Origin of the sequence: Geodermatophilus sp. CPCC 205761 (assembly GCF_051383655.1) — a bacterium.
Taxonomy (GTDB): Bacteria; Actinomycetota; Actinomycetes; order Mycobacteriales; family Geodermatophilaceae; genus Geodermatophilus.
The window spans coordinates 1-18,022 of record NZ_JALPKQ010000055.1; the positions used below are offsets into that span (position 1 = coordinate 1).

Below are 18,022 nucleotides of genomic sequence, written 5' to 3' on the forward strand. Positions count from 1 at the left end.
GTGACGCCGGCGCCGACCGCGGAGACGGTCCCGGCGGCCTCGTGGCCGAGCAGGAACGGGAACCCGTCGCTGATGTTGCCTTCCCGGTAGTGCAGGTCGGTCGCGCAGACGCCGCACGCCTGGACGTCGACGACCGCCTCACCCGGCCCGGGGTCGGGCACGAGAATCGTCTCGACGGTGACCGGAGCACCCTTGCTGCGGGCGACGACGCCCTTCACCTCATGGGCCATGACGCTGGATCTCCTCTCGTGGGGGTGCGCAGACGCGGCGGGTGCGGGGGAGGGGTGCCGACTGCGGTGGAGATCCGCGGGAGATCGCTTCCGCCGTCCCCTTGACCCTGCCTGCCGGTCACCCTACGGTGTTAGACGACTGATATACCAGTCCTCGGCTCAATCTCCTGACAGAAGGGACTGCGGCATGGTCGTCCAGCTCGAAGGAGCCCTCCGGGGCTCGGACCGCGTGCTCGACCGATCGCTGGGGGACACCGACCCGGAGGTCTTCGAGGCGATCTCGGCCGAGCTGACCCGGCAGCAGACCACGCTGGAGATGATCGCCAGCGAGAACTTCGCCCCGGTCGCGGTCATGCAGGCCCAGGGTTCGGTCCTCACCAACAAGTACGCCGAGGGCTATCCCGGCCGGCGCTACTACGGTGGCTGCGAGCACGTCGACGTCGTCGAGCAGCTGGCCATCGACCGGCTGAAGGCGCTGTTCGGCGCCGAGTACGCCAACGTCCAGCCGCACTCGGGCGCCCAGGCCAACGCGGCGGCGATGTCCGCACTGCTGGAGCCCGGCGACACGATCCTCGGTCTCGACCTGGCGCACGGCGGTCACCTGACGCACGGCATGCGGCTCAACTTCTCCGGCAAGCTCTACGACGTCGCCGCCTACCACGTGGGCCGCGAGGACCACCGGGTCGACATGGCCGAGGTGGAGCAGCTGGCGAAGGAGCGGCGGCCCAGGCTCATCGTGGCCGGCTGGTCGGCCTACCCCCGGCACCTGGACTTCGCCGAGTTCCGCCGGATCGCCGACGAGGTCGGGGCGTACCTCATGGTGGACATGGCCCACTTCGCCGGGCTGGTCGCCACCGGGCTGCACCCGTCCCCGGTGCCGCACGCGCACGTGGTCACCTCGACCACCCACAAGACCCTCGGCGGCCCGCGCGGCGGGGTCATCCTGGCCACCGCGGACCTCGCGAAGAAGTTCAACTCGTCGGTCTTCCCCGGCCAGCAGGGCGGGCCGCTCGAGCACGTCATCGCCGCCAAGGCGGTGGCCTTCAAGCTGGCCGGTGAACCGGCCTTCCGCGAGCGCCAGGAGCGCACCCTCGCCGGCGCCCAGATCCTGGCCGACCGGTTGCTGGCCGCCGACTCCCGCGAGGCGGGGATCGACGTCGTCAGCGGCGGCACCGACGTCCACCTCGTCCTCGTGGACCTGCGGGAGTCGGAGCTCGACGGCCGGCAGGCCGAGGACCGCCTCCACTCCATCGGGATCACCGTCAACCGCAACGCCGTGCCCTTCGACCCCCGCCCGCCGATGGTCAGCTCCGGCGTCCGCATCGGCACCCCGGCGCTGGCCGCCCGCGGCTTCGGCCTCGACGACTTCACCGAGGTCGCCGACGTGATCGCCGCCGCGCTCCGCCCCTCGACCGGCGACGAGCAGCTCGCCGGACTCCGCGCGCGGGTCACCCGGCTCGCCGACCGCCACCCGCTCTACCCCGACCTGACGGAGGCCGGCCGATGAGTCCCCGCACCCCCGGCGCCGACCTGCCGGACCACCCGGCGTTCCTCTGGCGCGACCCGGAGCCCAAGCGCTCCTACGACGTGGTGATCGTCGGCGGCGGCGGCCACGGCCTGGCCACCGCGCACTACCTCGCCAAGAACCACGGCATCACCAACGTGGCGATCCTGGAGAAGGGGTGGCTGGCGGGCGGCAACATGGCCCGCAACACCACGATCATCCGGTCCAACTACCTGTGGGACGAGAGCTCGACGATCTACGAGCGCTCGCTGAAGCTGTGGGAGGGGCTCGAGGAGGACCTCGGCTACCCGATCCTGTTCAGCCAGCGCGGCGTGCTCAACCTCGCGCACACCCTGCAGGACGTCCGCGACAGCGTGCGGCGGGTCGAGGCCAACAAGCTCAACGGCGTCGACGCGGAGTGGGTGGAGCCGGACGAGGTCCGCAAGATCTGCCCGGTCGTCAACACGTCGGCTGACATCCGCTACCCGGTCCTGGGGGCGACGTACCAGCCGCGCGCGGGCATCGCCAAGCACGACTACGTGGCCTGGGGCTTCGCCCGACGCGCCGACGAGGCCGGCATCGACCTGATCCAGGACTGCGAGGTCACCGGGTTCGCCACCGACGGCAACCGGGTCACCGGGGTGCAGACCACCCGCGGCACCATCGCCGCCGGCACGGTCGCCCTCTGCGCGGCGGGCCACACCTCGGTCCTCACCGACATGCTCGGCATCCGCGTGCCGGTGCAGAGCCACCCGCTGCAGGCCCTGGTCTCCGAGCTGCTCGAGCCGGTGCACCCCACGGTGGTCATGTCCAACGCCGTGCACGTGTACGTCTCCCAGGCGCACAAGGGCGAGCTGGTCATGGGCGCCGGCGTCGACTCCTACAACGGCTACGGCCAGCGCGGCGCCTTCCACATCATCGAGCGCCAGATGGCCGCCGCCGTCGAGCTCTTCCCGGTGTTCGCGCGGGCGCACCTGCTGCGCACCTGGGGCGGCATCGTCGACGTCAGCCCCGACGCCTCGCCGATCGTGGGCCGCACCCCCTACGAGAACCTCTACCTGAACTGCGGCTGGGGCACCGGCGGGTTCAAGGCCACGCCCGGCATCGGCTGGGCCCTGGCGCACACCATCGCCCACGACGAGCCCCACCCGGACGTGGCGCCGTTCAGCCTCGATCGCTTCGTCACCGGCGCGCTCGTCGACGAGCACGGCGCCGCCGCCGTGGCCCACTGACCCAGGGAGTCCCCGTGCAACTCATCGCATGCCCGTGGTGCGGCCCCCGCGAGGAGGTCGAGTTCTCCTACGGGGGACAGGCCCACGTGGCCTACCCCGCCGAGCCGGCCGCGCTCTCCGACGAGCAGTGGGCCCACTACGTCTTCTTCCGCGACAACCCGAAGGGCCGCTTCGCCGAGCGCTGGAACCACAGCGCCGGCTGCCGCCGCTGGTTCAACGCCGTCCGCGACACCGCCACCTACCGCTTCGAGAGCGTGTACCGCCTCGACGAGCCGAAGCCGGTGACCTCATGAGCGCCCCCTTCCGCGCCGCCTCGGGCGGCCGTATCGACCGCGCCACGACGCTGCAGTTCACCTTCGACGGGCAGACCCACACCGGTCACCCCGGGGACACCCTGGCCTCCGCCCTCCTCGCCGCGGGCCGGCACCAGGTCGCCACCAGCATCAAGCTGGGGCGGCCCCGCGGGATCGCCGCGGCGTGGGCCGAGGACCCGGGCGGGCTGGTCCAGATCGAGGAGCCCTTCCCCGAGCCGATGCTGCTGGCCACCACGGTCGAGCTCCACGACGGGCTGGTCGCCCACGGCCTGCCGGGGCAGGGCCGGCTGGCCGACGTCCCCGACTCCGCCCGCTACGACGCCGTCCACCACCACGTCGACGTGCTCGTCGTGGGCGCGGGCCCCACGGGTCTGGCCGCCGCGCTCAGCGCCGCGCGGTCCGGCGCCCGCGTCGCCCTGGTCGACGAGCAGTCCGAGGCCGGCGGCTCCCTGCTGTCGGGCACCGACCGGCTCGACGGCGTCCCGGCGCCGGACTGGGTGGCGGACGCGGTCGCGGAACTGGCCCGCCACCCGGAGGTGCTGCACCTGCAGCGCACCACCGCGTTCGGCAGCTACGACGACGGCTTCGTCCTCGCCCTGGAGCGGCGCACCGACCACCTCGGCGCCGAGGCCCCCAAGCACGTCTCGCGCCAGCGGGTGTGGCGCCTCCGGGCACGGTCGATCGTCGTCGCGACCGGGGCGCACGAGCGCCCGGTGGTGTTCGCCGACAACGACCGCCCGGGCATCATGCTCGCCGGTGCCGCGCGGACGTTCCTGCACCGCTACGGCGTGCTGCCCGGCCGCGACGCGGTCGTGTTCACCACCAACGACAGCGCCTACGACGCCGCCCTCGACCTGCACCGCGCCGGCGTGCGGGTGCAGGCGGTGGTCGACGCCCGGCCGGCGGGCTCGCCGCGGCGCCGCCAGGAGTGCGAGGACGCCGGCATCCGCGTCCTGTCCGGGGCGGTCGTGACCGGGACGCAGGGCGTCGAGCGGGTCACCCATGCGCTGGTCGCTCCGTTCGCCGACGGGGAGGTGGGCGCGAGCAGCGCGGTCGCCTGCGACCTGCTGCTGGTCAGCGGCGGCTGGAACCCCGCGGTGCACCTGTTCAGCCAGGCCCGCGGCCGGCTCCGCTACGACGAGGCCCTCGGGGCCTTCCTCCCCGGCGAGGAGGTCGACGGCCTGACGGTCGCCGGCTCCGCCGCCGGCGTCCTCGACCTGGCCGGGTGCCTGGCCGACGGGCAGCGGGTGGCGCGCGACGTGCTGTCGGCCCTGGCGATCCGGCCGGCGGGGGAGGACCGGCTGCCGGCCGCCCCGGAGCCCGTCGCCCCGGCACCGCCCCTGGTGCTCTGGCGGGTGCCGGACACGTCCGGCGCCGAGGGGGCCACGCAGTTCGTCGACCTCCAGCGCGACGCCACGGTCGCCGACATCGCCCGGGCGGTCGGCGCCGGGCTGCGCTCGATCGAGCACGTCAAGCGCTACACGACCATCGGGACCGCGCACGACCAGGGCAAGACCTCCGGCGTCCTGACCTCGGGGATCACCGCCGAGCTCCTCGGCGTCCCGGTGCAGGACACGGGCACCACCACGTTCCGCCCGCCGTACACCCCGGTGGCCTTCGCCGCGCTGGCCGGTCGCGACCGCGGCTCGCTGTTCGACCCCGAGCGGGTGACCGCCCTGCACGAGTGGCACGTGGCGGCCGGGGCGGTCTTCGAGGACGTCGGCCAGTGGAAGCGCCCCCGCTACTACCCGCAGCCGGGCGAGGACATGGAGGCCGCGGTCCTGCGAGAGTGCGCCGCCGCCCGGACGGGGGTCGGGATCCTCGACGGCTCCACCCTCGGCAAGATCGACGTCCAGGGGCCGGACGCCGCGGTCCTGCTCGACCGGCTCTACACCAACCTGATGAGCAGCCTGAAGGTGGGCGCGGTCCGCTACGGCGTCATGTGCGGCGTCGACGGCATGGTCATCGACGACGGCACCGTCCTGCGCCTGGCCGAGGACCGCTTCCTCGTCCTGACCACCACCGGTGGCGCGGCGAAGATCCTCGACTGGATGGAGGAGTGGCTCCAGACCGAGTGGCCGGAGCTGCGCGTGCACTGCACCTCGGTCACCGAGCAGTGGTGCACCTTCCCGGTCGTCGGTCCGCGGTCCCGGGACGTCGTCGGCGCCCTCTTCCCCGGCGTGGACGTCGCCAACGAGGCGTTCCCGTTCATGACCTGGCGGGACACCACCCTGGAGGGCGTGCCGGTCCGGCTGGCCCGGATCAGCTTCTCCGGCGAGCTCGCCTACGAGGTCTACGTCAACCCCTGGTACGCGGTCGCGGTGTGGCAGCGGCTGCTCGAGGCCGGCCGCCCGTACGGCATCACGCCGTACGGCACGGAGACCATGCACGTCCTGCGCGCGGAGAAGGGCTACCCGATCATCGGGCAGGACACCGACGGCACCGTCTCCCCGCACGACCTGGGCATGGCCTGGGCCGTCTCCAAGAAGAAGCCCGACTTCGTGGGCAAGCGGTCCTTCGCCCGCGCCGAGAACCAGAACCCGCTGCGCAAGCAGCTGGTCGGGCTGCTGCCGGTGGATCGGCGGACCGTGCTGCCGGAGGGCTCGCAGATCGTGGAGTTCCGCGCCGACGGTCAGCTGCCCCCTCCGCCGGTGCCGATGCTCGGGCACGTCACCTCCAGCTACCGCAGCGCCGAGCTCGGACGCCCGTTCGCCCTCGCCCTGGTCAAGGGCGGCCACGCCCGCCTCGGCGACACCGTCCACGTCCCCGTCAGCGGCACCCTCGTCCCGGTCGAGGTCACCGGGTCGGTGCTGGTCGACCCCGAAGGAGCCCGTCGCGATGGCTGAACTGCTGCGCACCCACCCGCTCGAGGCGTGGAGCAGCGCCTTCGCGGGCCTGCCCGACACCGTCGGCATCGCCGTCGAGCCGTTCGTGGCGATGGCCGACGTCCGGCTCGGCGCGGTCGGCCCCGAGGCGTCGGCGGCGCTGGGCGTCGAGCTGCCGACGGTGCCCAACACGTGGGTGCCGGCCGGCACGGGGCGGGCCGTCTGGCTCGGCCCCGACGAGTGGCTGCTCACCAGCACCTCCGAGGCCCCCGAGGAGCTGGAGGCCCGGGTCCGCGCCGCGGTCCTCCCGCTGGGCGGGTCCGCGACGGACGTCTCCGCCCAGCGGATCGGCCTGCGGCTGACGGGCGCCAGGGTGCGCGAGGTCCTCGCCAAGGGCTGCTCGGTCGACCTGCACCCGCGGGTGTTCGGCCGCGGGAGCTGCGCGCAGACCGCGCTCGGCCAGGCGGGCGTCGTGCTGCTGGCCCTCTCCGACGCCGGCGACGACCACGTCGTCCTCGTCCGGTCGTCCTTCGCCGCTTACCTGGCCGACTGGCTGCTGGACGCGGCCCTCGAGTTCACTCCCACCCCCACCCGCTGACGCGCCGTCGTCGGCACGCCCGGATCCACCCGCAGTCAGGAGCAGAGCAATGTCCACCACCCCTCGTGTGGTCATCATCGGAGCGGGGATCGTCGGCGCCAACCTGGCCGACGAGCTGACCGCTCGTGGCTGGGACCGCGTCACCGTGCTCGACCAGGGACCCCTCCCGCTGACCGGGGGCTCGACGTCGCACGCCCCGGGCCTGGTCTTCCAGACCAATGCCTCCAAGACGATGACGGCGTTCGCCAGCTACACGGTGGAGAAGTTCCTGGGCATCGACGTCGACGGCGCCTGGTGCTTCAACCAGGTCGGCGGCCTCGAGGTGGCCACCACGCCGGAGCGGCTCGCCGACCTGCACCGCAAGCAGGGCTGGGCCACCTCGTGGGGCGTGGAGTCGCAGGTCGTCGACGTGGACGAGTGCGTGCGGCTGCACCCGCTGGTCGACCGCGACCGCATCCTCGGCGGGCTGCACATCCCCAGCGACGGCCTGGCCAAGGCGTCGCGGGCGGTCATCGCGCTCGCCCGCCGCGCCGAGGCCCGGGGAGCCCGCTTCCAGGGGTCCACCCGGGTGACCGGCATCGAGCAGGCCGGCGGCCGGGTGACCGGCGTCCGGACCCCGGACGGCGTCGTCCCCGCCGATGTCGTGGTCTCCTGCGCCGGCTTCTGGGGTCAGGAGCTCGGCGAGATGGTGGGGATGGACGTCCCCCTGCTGCCGTTGGCCCACCAGTTCGTCTGGACCGGCCAGGTGCCGGAGCTGGTCGGGCGCAACGACGAGCTCACCGAGGCGAGCCTGCCGATCCTGCGCCACCAGGACCAGGACCTCTACTACCGCGAGCGCGGCGACTGCCTCGGGATCGGGTCCTACGCCCACCGGCCGATGCCGGTCGACCTGCGCGAGCTGCCCCAGGGCGACGACGTCCGGGAGTCGGCGATGCCCTCGATGCTGCCCTTCACCGACGAGGACTTCGCCGGCCCGTGGGAGCAGAGCCAGCTGCTGCTGCCCTCGCTGCGCTCGTCGAAGATCGACTCCGGCTTCAACGGCGTCTTCTCGTTCACGCCGGACGGCGGCCCGCTGATCGGGGAGTCGGCCGACGTCTCCGGGTTCTGGATCGCCGAGGCGGTCTGGGTGACCCACTCCGCCGGCGTCGCCCGCGCGGTGGCCCAGCTGCTGGTCGACGGGCGCAGCGAGATCGACCTGCACGGCTGCGACGTACACCGCTTCGAGGACGTCCAGCTCGCCCCGGAGTACGTCAGCGAGACCTCGCAGCAGAACTTCGTCGAGATCTACGACGTGCTGCACCCGCTGCAGCCACGGCTGTCCCCGCGCAACCTGCGGGTGAGCCCGTTCCACGCGCGGCAGGAGCAGCTCGGCGCGGTCTTCCTCGAGGGCGGCGGCTGGGAGCGGCCGCACTGGTACGAGGCCAACGCCGCGCTGGTCGACGACCTGCCGACGGAGTGGATCCCGCCGGCGCGGGACTCCTGGAGCGCGCAGTTCCACTCGCCCATCGCGGCGGTCGAGGCGTGGAAGACCCGCACCGCCGTGGCGGTGTACGACATGACGCCGCTCAAGCGGCTGGAGGTCAGCGGCCCCGGCGCTCTCGCCCTGCTGCAGCGGCTGACGACCGGGGAGATGGACAAGTCGATCGGCGCCGTCACCTACACGCTCGCCCTCGACCATGCCGGCGGCATCCGCAGCGACCTCACCGTGGCCCGGCTGGGCGAGCAGCTGTTCCAGGTGGGCGCCAACGGCCCCCTCGACCTCGACCACCTCCAGCGCCAGGCGCCGGACGACGGCACGGTCCAGGTCCGGGACGTCACCGGGGGCACCTGCTGCATCGGCCTGTGGGGCCCGCGCGCCCGGGACGTCGTCTCGGCGCTCACCTCCGACGACTTCTCCAACGACGGGCTCAAGTACTTCCGTGCCAAGCGGGCCCGGATCGGGGGAGTGCCGGTGACGGCGATGCGGCTGTCCTACGTCGGTGAGCTGGGCTGGGAGCTCTACACCAGCGCCGACAACGGCCAGCGGCTGTGGGACGTCCTGTGGGCCGCCGGTCAGGAGCACGGCATCGTCGCCGCGGGCCGCGCCGCCTTCAGCAGCCTCCGGCTGGAGAAGGGCTACCGAGCCTGGGGCCACGACATGACCACCGAGCACAACCCGTACGAGGCCGGCCTCGGGTTCGCGGTCCGGGCCCAGAAGGAGGGCTACGTCGGGCAGGAGGCGATCGCCGGGATCAGCGACGACACGGTCGGCCGCCGGCTGTCCTGCCTCACGATCGACGACGGCACCAGCGTCGTCCTCGGGCACGAGCCGGTCTTCGTCGACGGCCGGCCGGCCGGCTACGTGACCAGCGCGGCCTTCGGGCACACCGTCGGCCGGCCGATCGCCTACGCCTGGCTGCCCGCCTCGGCGACCGTCGGCACGGCCGTCGAGATCGAGTACTTCGGCCGCCGGATCGCCGCGACCGTCGCCGCCGAGCCGCTCGTCGACCCGGGGATGACCCGGCTCCGCGGCTGAGGAGAGGACCCCCTTGCCCCCCACCGCCCCGAAGGAGCCGCCCGTGCGCACCGACAGCATCGAGACCTTCCTGGCGCAGCTCGCCGCCAGGGTGCCCGCCCCGGGAGGAGGGGCCACCGCCGCACTGCACGCGGCCCAGGCCGCTGCCCTCGTGGCGATGGTCGCCCGGTACAGCGACTCGGCCCGGTTCGCCGATCACGCCGAGGAGATCACCACCGTCACGGCGACCGCGGACCGGCTGCGCCAGAACGCGCTGGGCCTGGCCGAGGAGGACGCCGCGGCCTTCACCGCGGTGACGACGGCGTACGGGCTCCCGAAGGGCACGCCGGCCGAGGTGGCGGCGCGGTCGGCGGCGATCTCGACGGCCCTGGTCGCGGCGGCCTCCGTGCCGGCGATCGTCATCGCCGTCGCCGAGCAGGTGCTGGCCCTGGCCGAGCAGCTGCTGCCGATCGGCAACCGCAACGTCATCAGCGACGTCGCCGCCGCCGCGGAGGCGGCCCGAGCCGCGGCCACCACGGCCCGGGTCAACGTGGAGGTCAACCTCGGCGGCATCAAGGACCCGGCGGTGTGGGGAGAGCTCGCGGCGGTCGTCGACACCGTCGACGACCTCGTCCTGCGCGCGGAGAAGGTCACCGCCGCCGTCCGGGACGGACTGGTGCGATGACCGCCGAGCTGAGCGGGAGCGAGCTGGCCGCCGGCATCCGGGCCGAGGTCGCCGCCGCGGCCGTGGAGCTGGCCGCGGCCGGGACGCCGCCCCGGCTGGCCGTGGTCGTCGCGACGGCGGACGAGTCCAGCGCCTGGTACGTCCGCTCCATCGCCCGCGCCGCGGAGCGGACCGGCATCGCCTGCACGGTCGTCGACCTCGGGGAGACGGCGACGCCGGGCCGGATCCGCGCCGAGCTGGCCGCGCTCAGCGCGGACCCCGCGGTGCACGGGATCATCCTGCAGACCCCGCTGCCGGCCGACGCGGTCGTCGAGGACCTGGCCGCGTCGATCGACCCGGCCAAGGACGTCGACGGCGCCAACCCGCTCAGCCTGGGACGGCTGGCCGCGGGCCTGCCCGCCTTCGCGCCGGCGACCGCCGAGGCGGTGCTGGCGCTGCTGGACCACCACGGGATCCCGCTGTCCGGCGCGTCCGCCGTCGTCGTCGGCCGGTCGACCGTCGTCGGCAAGCCCGCGGCGCTCCTGCTGCTGCAGCGGGACACGACGGTGACCGTCTGCCACAGCCGCACCAAGGACCTCGCCGAGGTGACCCGATCGGCGGACGTGCTGGTCGCCGCCGTCGGGCGACCGGAGCTCATCACGGCCGAGTACGTCGCCGAGGGCGCGGTCGTCATCGACGTCGGGACCAACCCGGCGCCCGACGGCGGACTGGTCGGGGACGTCGACGCCCGCTCGGTCTCCGGGCGCGCCGCCGGCCTCACCCCGGTGCCCGGCGGGGTCGGCCCGGTCACCACCGCGCTGCTGCTTCGGCACACGGTCGACTCCGCACGCCGCTGACAGAGGACCCCCTCCTCCCCACCCCTCGCGAGCTCGGGGCGGTGCCCGGGAGGGGGCCGCCGGACGAACAGATCGGAGCACCTCATGACCGGCACGGCCGTGGCCGACGTCGCGCACCACCCGCCCGCGGACCCCGGCGCCGCGGCGCCCGCCCTCGGCCGGGCGCTCGCGACGAGGCGGCCGCTGGTCTGCGGCATCCTCAACGTCACCCCCGACTCCTTCTCCGACGGCGGGTTGTTCGACAGCCTCGATCGCGCCGTCGAGCACGGCTGCCGGATGGCGGAGGAGGGAGCCGACCTCCTCGACGTGGGCGGGGAGTCGACCCGGCCCGGCTCGCGCCCGCCGACCCTCGCCGAGGAACTGGACCGCGTCGTCCCGGTCATCGAGGCCCTGGCCCGCCGGGTCCCGGTGCCGCTGTCGGTGGACACCTCGCGTCCCGAGGTCATGCGGGCCGCGGTGGCCGCCGGCGCGAGCATGGTCAACGACGTGCGGGCGCTGCAGCGGCCGGGGAGCCTGGCGGCGGCGGCGCAGCTCGGCGTCCCGGTGTGCCTCATGCACATGCAGCGGTCACCGGAGACCATGCAGGAGGACCCGCGCTACCGGGACGTCGTCGCCGAGGTGCGCGGCTTCCTCGCCGAGCGCATCGCCGCCTGCCTCGACGCCGGTGTCCGCCCGGAGCACCTGGTCATCGACCCGGGGTTCGGGTTCGGCAAGACGCTGGCGCACAACGTCGCGCTCCTGGCGTCGCTCGACGCGTTCACCGGCCTCGGGGTCCCGGTCATGGTGGGGCTGTCCCGCAAGTCCGTGCTGGGCCGGCTGACCGGACGGACCGTCGGGGATCGGCTGCCCGGCTCGCTGGCTGCGGCGCTGGTCGCGGCCCAGCGGGGCGCGTCCGTGCTGCGCGTGCACGACGTCGCGGCGACGCGGGACGTCCTGGCGATCCTGGACGCCGTCGGCCCGGCCTGAGCAAGGACCCTCTGCTCCCCACCGCTCGCGAGCTCGCGGCGGGACCCTGTAGAGGGGCCGAAGGGCGCTGTGAGCGAGGGGTCCGTTCTCAGATCACCGCGCGGATGGTCCGCTCGAAGCCCAGGACGTGCTCGCGGGCGAGGTCGTCGGCCCGGTCGGCGTCCCCGGCGGCGATCGCGCGGAGCAGCTCCACGTGCTCCCCGACGTGCGCGTCGACGGTGGGCAGCCGGTCGAGGAACAGGCAGAAGATCCGCGTCGCCAGGTTGTCGTAGCGGATCAGGACGTCCTCGAGGTGGGGATTGCCCGCGGCCCGGTAGATGGCCCGGTGCACCGCGAGGTCCCAGCGCATCAGCTCGGTCCGGTCGACCCGGGCGACCTCCAGCTGCTCGATGTGCGTGGCCAGCTCGGCCAGCTCGGTGTGCATCGTCCGGGTGGCGCGCTCGGCGGCCCGGCGGGCCGCCAGCGGCTCGAGCATGGCCCGGATCTCGGAGATGTGCGCCAGATCGGAGATGTCCATGCCCGTCGCGAACGTGCCCCGACGCGGGTAGGAGACCACGAGCCGGTCACCCTCCAGGCGCTTCAACGCCTCGCGGACCGGCGTCCGGCCCACGCCCAGGTCCTTGGCCAGCTCGTCGTCGTCGATCGGATCGCCGGGGCGGATGTCGAGCATGATCAGCCGGTCCCGGATCGCCACGTAGGCCTTGTCCGCCAGGGACGTGGCGGCCGACGGGTCGAGGTCCAGCGGGGCGACGGTCACGAGCAGATCGTAGAGGTTGACCGCCAACAGATCTTGCCTCTTCAGAGGGATCGACATACGGTTACTGTACTTCTGATATACCAACTGTGTACCTGAGCCGTGGGTGGTGCTCGACACAGCGACGGAAAGGGGGCACGGGATGACCATCAGCGCCTTCGACCTCTTCAAGATCGGGATCGGTCCGTCCAGCTCGCACACCGTGGGCCCCATGCGGGCCGCCTGCACCTTCGCTTCCCGCCTGACCGTGGAGGGGCTGCTCGACCGGGTGGCCGGTGTCCGGTGCGAGCTGTTCGGCTCGCTGGGTGCCACCGGGCACGGCCACGGCAGCGTCAAGGCCGTCGTCCTCGGACTGGAGGGCGAGCAACCCGACCTCGTCGACCCCCTCGCGGCCGAGCCTCGGGTCGAGGCCATCCGCCGGGAGGGCGAGCTCCGGCTGGGAGGGAAGCACCCCATCGCGTTCTCGGTGGACGACGACGTCGTGCTGCACCGACGCAAGCGGCTGGAGTTCCACAGCAACGGCATGCTCTTCGTCGCCGTCGACGCCGATGGGGCGGAGCTCCTCCGCCGTGAGTACTACTCGGTGGGCGGCGGCTTCGTCCTCGACGAGGACGAGGCCGGCACCCCGGTGATCGTCGAGGACAGCACGCCCGTGCGGTACCCGTTCAGCACCGGCGAGGAGCTGCTGGCCCGCACCCGTGACACCGGCCTGCGGATCAGCGACGTGATGCTGGCCAACGAGCTCTCCTGGCGCACCGAGACCGAGATCCGCGCCGGGCTGCTGCACATCTGGTCGGCGATGCAGGAGTGTGTGGAGCAGGGGACCCGGACCACCGGCGTCCTGCCCGGGGGGCTCAAGGTCCGCCGGCGCGCGGCCGCGCTGCGGGCCCAGCTGGAGGACCACCCGGACGACACCGACCCGCTCCGTGCGATGGAGTGGGTGACCCTCTACGCCCTTGCGGTCAACGAGGAGAACGCCGCCGGTGGGCGGGTGGTGACCGCGCCGACGAACGGCGCCGCCGGCATCGTGCCGGCCGTCCTGCACTACTACCGCGACTTCGTCGGCTCCTTCTCCGAGGACGGGGTGGTGCGGTTCCTGCTCACCGCCGCGGCGATCGGGCTGCTGTTCAAGGAGAACGCGTCCATCTCCGGCGCGGAGGTGGGCTGCCAGGGCGAGGTCGGCTCGGCCTGCTCCATGGCCGCCGCCGGCCTGGCCGAGGTGATCGGGGGAACTCCCGAACAGGTCGAGAACGCCGCCGAGATCGGCATCGAGCACAACCTCGGGCTCACCTGCGACCCGGTCGGGGGACTGGTGCAGATCCCGTGCATCGAGCGCAACGCCGTCGGCTCGGTCAAGGCCATCACCGCGGCCCGCATGGCCATCCGCGGCGACGGCCGCCACCACGTCCCGCTGGACAAGGCGATCAAGACCATGCGCGAGACCGGCGCGGACATGAAGGACAAGTACAAGGAGACCGCCCGTGGCGGGCTGGCGCTCAACATCGTCGAGTGCTGAGGAGGCACCCGTGTCCCACCCCTTCACCCTCACGCTCAGCTGCCAGGAGCGTCCGGGCATCGTGCACGCGGTCAGCTCGTTCCTGTTCGAGCACGGCTGCGACATCGTCGAGCACCAGCAGTTCGACGACGCCGTCCGCGGCCAGCTGTTCCTGCGGACCGAGTTCGTCTGCTCGCAGGACACCGGCACCGACCGCTTGTCGGCGACGTTCCAGACGGTGGCCGACGAGTTCGGCATGACCTACCAGGTGAGCGGCGACCAGCCGCCCCGGGTGCTGGTCATGGTCTCCAAGCTGGGCCACTGCCTCAACGACCTCATCTTCCGCTGGCGCGCCGGCAACCTCGGCGCCGAGCTCGTCGCCGTGGTCTCCAACCACGAGGACCTGCGTCCGATGGCCGAGGCGGCCGGGTTGCCGTTCCACCACGTGCCCGTGACGCCGGCGACCAAGCAGCAGGCCGAGGAGCGGCTGCTCGAGCTGGTCGACGAGCTCCGGGCCGACCTGGTCGTCCTGGCCCGCTACATGCAGGTGCTCTCCGACGAGACCTGCGCCGCCCTGCACGGCCGGGCGATCAACATCCACCACTCCTTCCTGCCGGGCTTCAAGGGCGCCAAGCCCTACCACCAGGCCTTCGACCGCGGGGTGAAGCTGGTCGGCGCGACGGCGCACTACGTGACGCCGGACCTGGACGAGGGCCCGATCATCGAGCAGGAGGTCATCCGCATCGACCACACCTTCGACCCCCGCGCGCTGGCCACCGTCGGCCAGGACGCCGAGGCGCTCGCCCTGTCCCGGGCCGTGCGCTGGCACAGCGAGCGCCGGGTGCTGCTCAACGGCCACAGCACGGTCGTCTTCCGGTGAGCCGGCAGCGGGCGAGCTGATGGCGACCGGGACGGCGGGACTGCTGTCGCCTCCCGGCGCACCCTCGTCCCGCGCCGCGCTCGACCGCGTCCGCCGGTACCTCTACGAGGAGCTCGGGCCGCAGCGGGGTCCGGCGGGTGGAGGGCTCGGACGCGCCCGGGCCCTCTTCGGCGAGCTGGGGCACCCGCAGGAGCGCTTCCGCGCCGTGCACGTGGCGGGTACCGCGGGCAAGGGGTCGGTGAGCACCTTCGTCGCGAGCCTGCTCCGGGCGCACGGGTTCCGGGTCGGCGTCCACCTGTCGCCGCACGTCTACACCCTCCTCGAGCGCTTCCAGCTGGACGGCGAGCCGGCTCCCGCCGAGCTCGTCGACGCCGCCCTGGCCCGGATCCGGCCGGCCGTGGCGGCGGTGGAGCGGGCCGGGCACGGCCGCCCGTCGTTCTTCGAGGTCACCAACGCCGTCGCCTTCGGGCTGTTCGCCGATCGGGTCGACTACGGGGTGGTCGAGACGGGGGTCGGGGGCCTGCTCGACTCCACCAACACGATCTCCCGGGCGGACAAGCTCGCGGTCATCACGCCGATCGGCCTGGACCACCAGGACCTGCTCGGGGCCACGCTCGGCGAGATCGCTGCGCAGAAGGCCGGCATCCTGCCGTTCGGGGGGCGGGCGCTCGCGGCTCGCCCCCAGGACGCCGAGGTGGAGGACGTGCTGAGCGCCGAGGCGGCCCGCCGCGGCTGCGCCCTCGGGTGGGCCGATCAGGGTCCGCCGGCGGTGCGGGCCCGGACCGGGCCGGGCGGCACCGAGCTCCGCCTCCGGGGCGGGCCGCCCCTGCCCCTCGGCCTGACCGGGCGGCACCAGGCCGGCAACGCCCACCTCGCGCTGCGTGCCGTCGAGGCGATCGCCGCCCGGGACGGGTGGGCCATGGCTGCCGACGCCGTCCGGCAGGGGCTGCGGAGCGCCACCCTGCCCGGCCGGTTCGAACGCCGGGGAATCGGCGGCCGGACCGCCGTCCTCGACGGAGCGCACAACCCGATGAAGCTCGCCTCGTTGGTGGCGACCCTGCACGAGGTCCACCCCGGCGCCCGCTTCCCGTGGGTGCTCGCGTTCAAGCAGGACAAGGACCTGGCGGCCGCCCTGCGGGTGGTCGCACCGGCGGCCTCCGTCGTCGTCGCGACCCGGTTCCGCACCGACGGCGGCGACCACCGCGCCGACACGTCCGTCCCCGCCGGGCAGGTCGCCACGGCGGCGGGCGAGTGCGGGGTCGAGGCCGTGGTGGAGGAGGACCCGGCGCGCGCGGTGGCCCGCGCCGCGGAGCGGGCCGGGGCGGGGCTGCCGGTCGTGGTCAGCGGCTCGTTCCACCTGCTCGGCGCCGTCTCCGGGGCGACGGTGTGAGCTGGGCCCGCTTCGACGACCTGGTGTCCGGCACGGCCGTCCGCTGTCCCGCTCCGGACCGGGTCCTGGTGGCCCAGCACCCCGGTGAGGTCGTCGGCGTGCTGGCCGAGGTCCAACGAGCCACCGACGCCGGCCGGTGGGCGTTCGGGTACGTCGCCTACGAGGCCGCCGCCGGGCTGGATCCGCACCTGGCGGTGCACCGGTCCACGCCGCTGGGGATGCCGCTGGCGTGGTTCGGCATCTGCGACGAGCCGGTCCCCGTGCCCCCGCTCGAGGCGGCCGGGCCGGGTGGAGGGCAGGCAGGAGCGGCGTGGCGACCCGCGTGGACGCCGGCCGGCCACGCCGACGGCGTCGCGCGCATCCGGGAGCGGATCGCCGCCGGCGACACGTTCCAGTGCAACCTGACCGTGCGGATGTCCGGACTCGTGGCGGGGGACCCCCTCGACCTGTACCGGGACCTGGCGCTGGGCCAGCGTGGCGCCCACAACGCCTACCTCGACCTCGGTCGCTTCGTCGTCGCCAGCGCCAGCCCCGAGCTGTTCTTCGAGCGCCGCGGGGACGACCTGCTGCTCCGCCCCATGAAGGGGACGGCGCGGCGCGGACGGCACCGGGACGAGGACCGGCGCCTGGCCCGGCAGCTGTGCGCCAGCCCCAAGGAGCGGGCCGAGAACGTCATGATCGTCGACCTCCTGCGCAACGACGTCGGCCGGGTCGCGGAGATCGGCAGCGTCGACGTCCCCAGGCTCTTCACCGTCGAGCGGTACGAGACCGTCCTGCAGCTCACCTCCGACGTCACGGCCCGCGTCAGCCCCGGGACCGGGCTGGTGGAGCTCTTCCGGGCGCTGTTCCCGTGCGGGTCGGTCACGGGAGCGCCCAAGGCCAGCTCCATGGAGATCATCCGGTCCGTCGAACCGGAGCCCCGTGGCGTCTACTGCGGAGCCATCGGCCTGGTGGGGCCACCGGGCGCACCGGTGCGGGCCCGCTTCAGCGTGGCCATCCGCACCGTCGCGGTCGACCGGACCACGGGGGAGGCCGTGTACGGCACCGGGGGCGGCATCACCTGGGGCTCCGAGGCGGCCGCCGAGCACGACGAGGTGCTCGCCAAGGCGGCCGTCCTCCGCGCCCGTCCCCGCGAGTTCGAGCTGATGGAGACGATGCGGTACGAGCCGGAGGGTGGTCTGCGCAACCGGGACCGCCACCTGCACCGCCTGGCCGCCTCGGCCGAGCACCTGGGCTTCCGGTTCGACCTGCCGACGGCGCGCCGCGTGGTGGGCGCGCGGCCGGCGGGGGAACCGGCGGCACGCGTGCGGCTCCGCCTCCGGCGCGACGGGACGCTCGCCGTCGACGTCGAGGCGCTACCCGCGCCCGCGGCCGGCCCGGTGCTGCTCGCGGTCGACGACGATCCGGTCGACCCGGGGCAGGCCTGGCTGTACCACAAGACCAGCATGCGCGAGCCGTACGACCGGCGCGCCCGGCGGCGGCCCGACGTCGACGACGTGGTCCTGGTCAACACCAGGGGCGAGGTGACCGAGACGACCCGCGCCTCCCTCGCGCTGCGGCTCGACGGACGGTGGTGGACGCCACCGCTGGCATCCGGCTGCCTCCCCGGCGTCGAGCGGGCGCGGCTGCTCGAGGCGGGCCGGCTGCGGGAGCGGGTGCTCCGCGTCGCCGACCTCGACCGGGCGGAGGGCATCGCGGTCCTCAGCTCGCTGCGCGGATGGCGTGCCGCGGAGCTGAGCGGCCGGACGCCGGCGAGGGAACCCGTCCCGCCGGCGGTGTCGGTACCGATCGGCTAACGAGTCGACGGCGTCGGGGTGTG

At 73.9% G+C, this 18,022-nt stretch carries 15 protein-coding genes; 13 read left to right on the forward strand and 2 right to left on the reverse strand.

Going from position 1 to position 18,022, the window contains the following annotated elements; genetic code table 11:
* Positions 1–230, reverse strand: a 230-nt coding sequence (locus tag MY526_RS23375) for an alcohol dehydrogenase catalytic domain-containing protein (RefSeq protein ID WP_436705181.1), incomplete at its 3' end; no start/stop codon positions are given.
* Between the two features lie 187 nt (positions 231–417).
* On the opposite strand from MY526_RS23375, the gene glyA reads away from it, so the two are divergent.
* The 9 genes from glyA (at position 418) to folP (ending at position 11,684) form a co-directional block, all read left to right on the forward strand.
* The gene (gene glyA, locus MY526_RS23380) at positions 418–1,737 is read left to right on the forward strand and encodes a serine hydroxymethyltransferase (RefSeq protein ID WP_436695209.1); all 1,320 of its coding nucleotides are present in this window, start codon (positions 418–420) and stop codon (positions 1,735–1,737) included.
* A complete protein-coding gene (locus tag MY526_RS23385) occupies positions 1,734–2,966 on the forward strand; it encodes a sarcosine oxidase subunit beta family protein (protein ID WP_436695210.1) in 1,233 nt (410 codons plus the stop codon). Before glyA ends, MY526_RS23385 begins: the two co-directional genes overlap by 4 nt.
* A gap of 14 nt (positions 2,967–2,980) precedes the next feature.
* Positions 2,981–3,259, forward strand: a complete 279-nt coding sequence (locus tag MY526_RS23390) for a sarcosine oxidase subunit delta (protein WP_436695211.1) — start codon at positions 2,981–2,983, stop codon at positions 3,257–3,259.
* The gene (locus MY526_RS23395; protein ID WP_436705182.1) at positions 3,256–6,126 is read left to right on the forward strand and encodes a 2Fe-2S iron-sulfur cluster-binding protein; all 2,871 of its coding nucleotides are present in this window, start codon (positions 3,256–3,258) and stop codon (positions 6,124–6,126) included. Before MY526_RS23390 ends, MY526_RS23395 begins: the two co-directional genes overlap by 4 nt.
* Positions 6,119–6,703, forward strand: coding sequence for a sarcosine oxidase subunit gamma (locus tag MY526_RS23400; protein WP_436695213.1), 585 nt, complete (start codon positions 6,119–6,121; stop codon positions 6,701–6,703). Before MY526_RS23395 ends, MY526_RS23400 begins: the two co-directional genes overlap by 8 nt.
* A 49-nt stretch (positions 6,704–6,752) precedes the next feature.
* Entirely contained in the window at positions 6,753–9,218 is a 2,466-nt protein-coding gene (locus MY526_RS23405; RefSeq protein WP_436695214.1) for a GcvT family protein, read from the forward strand.
* A gap of 43 nt (positions 9,219–9,261) precedes the next feature.
* Positions 9,262–9,882, forward strand: coding sequence for a cyclodeaminase/cyclohydrolase family protein (locus MY526_RS23410; RefSeq protein WP_436695215.1), 621 nt, complete (start codon positions 9,262–9,264; stop codon positions 9,880–9,882).
* A complete protein-coding gene (locus MY526_RS23415) occupies positions 9,879–10,718 on the forward strand; it encodes a bifunctional 5,10-methylenetetrahydrofolate dehydrogenase/5,10-methenyltetrahydrofolate cyclohydrolase (protein ID WP_436705183.1) in 840 nt (279 codons plus the stop codon). Before MY526_RS23410 ends, MY526_RS23415 begins: the two co-directional genes overlap by 4 nt.
* Positions 10,719–10,802: 84 nt before the next feature.
* Entirely contained in the window at positions 10,803–11,684 is an 882-nt protein-coding gene (folP, locus tag MY526_RS23420) for a dihydropteroate synthase (RefSeq protein ID WP_436695217.1), read from the forward strand.
* An 88-nt stretch (positions 11,685–11,772) separates the two neighbouring features.
* Here the strand turns inward: folP and MY526_RS23425 are convergent, their stop codons facing one another.
* A complete protein-coding gene (locus tag MY526_RS23425; RefSeq protein WP_436695218.1) occupies positions 11,773–12,498 on the reverse strand; it encodes a GntR family transcriptional regulator in 726 nt (241 codons plus the stop codon).
* 82 nt (positions 12,499–12,580) lie between these two features.
* Here MY526_RS23425 and MY526_RS23430 point away from each other — a divergent pair, with 82 nt between their 5' ends.
* From MY526_RS23430 to pabB, 4 genes are read left to right on the forward strand one after another with little or no spacing between them, the layout of a single operon-like run.
* Positions 12,581–13,954: an L-serine ammonia-lyase gene (locus MY526_RS23430; protein ID WP_436705184.1), complete on the forward strand. Its 1,374-nt coding sequence runs from the start codon at positions 12,581–12,583 to the stop codon at positions 13,952–13,954.
* 10 nt (positions 13,955–13,964) lie between these two features.
* Positions 13,965–14,813 carry a formyltetrahydrofolate deformylase gene (purU, locus tag MY526_RS23435; protein WP_436705185.1) on the forward strand — a complete coding sequence of 283 codons (849 nt, stop codon included), beginning with the start codon at positions 13,965–13,967 and terminating at the stop codon, positions 14,811–14,813.
* 19 nt (positions 14,814–14,832) lie between these two features.
* Positions 14,833–16,203, forward strand: a complete 1,371-nt coding sequence (locus MY526_RS23440) for a bifunctional folylpolyglutamate synthase/dihydrofolate synthase (protein ID WP_436695221.1) — start codon at positions 14,833–14,835, stop codon at positions 16,201–16,203.
* Positions 16,200–17,999, forward strand: a complete 1,800-nt coding sequence (gene pabB, locus MY526_RS23445; protein WP_436695222.1) for an aminodeoxychorismate synthase component I — start codon at positions 16,200–16,202, stop codon at positions 17,997–17,999. Before MY526_RS23440 ends, pabB begins: the two co-directional genes overlap by 4 nt.
* Positions 18,000–18,022 lie beyond the last annotated feature (23 nt).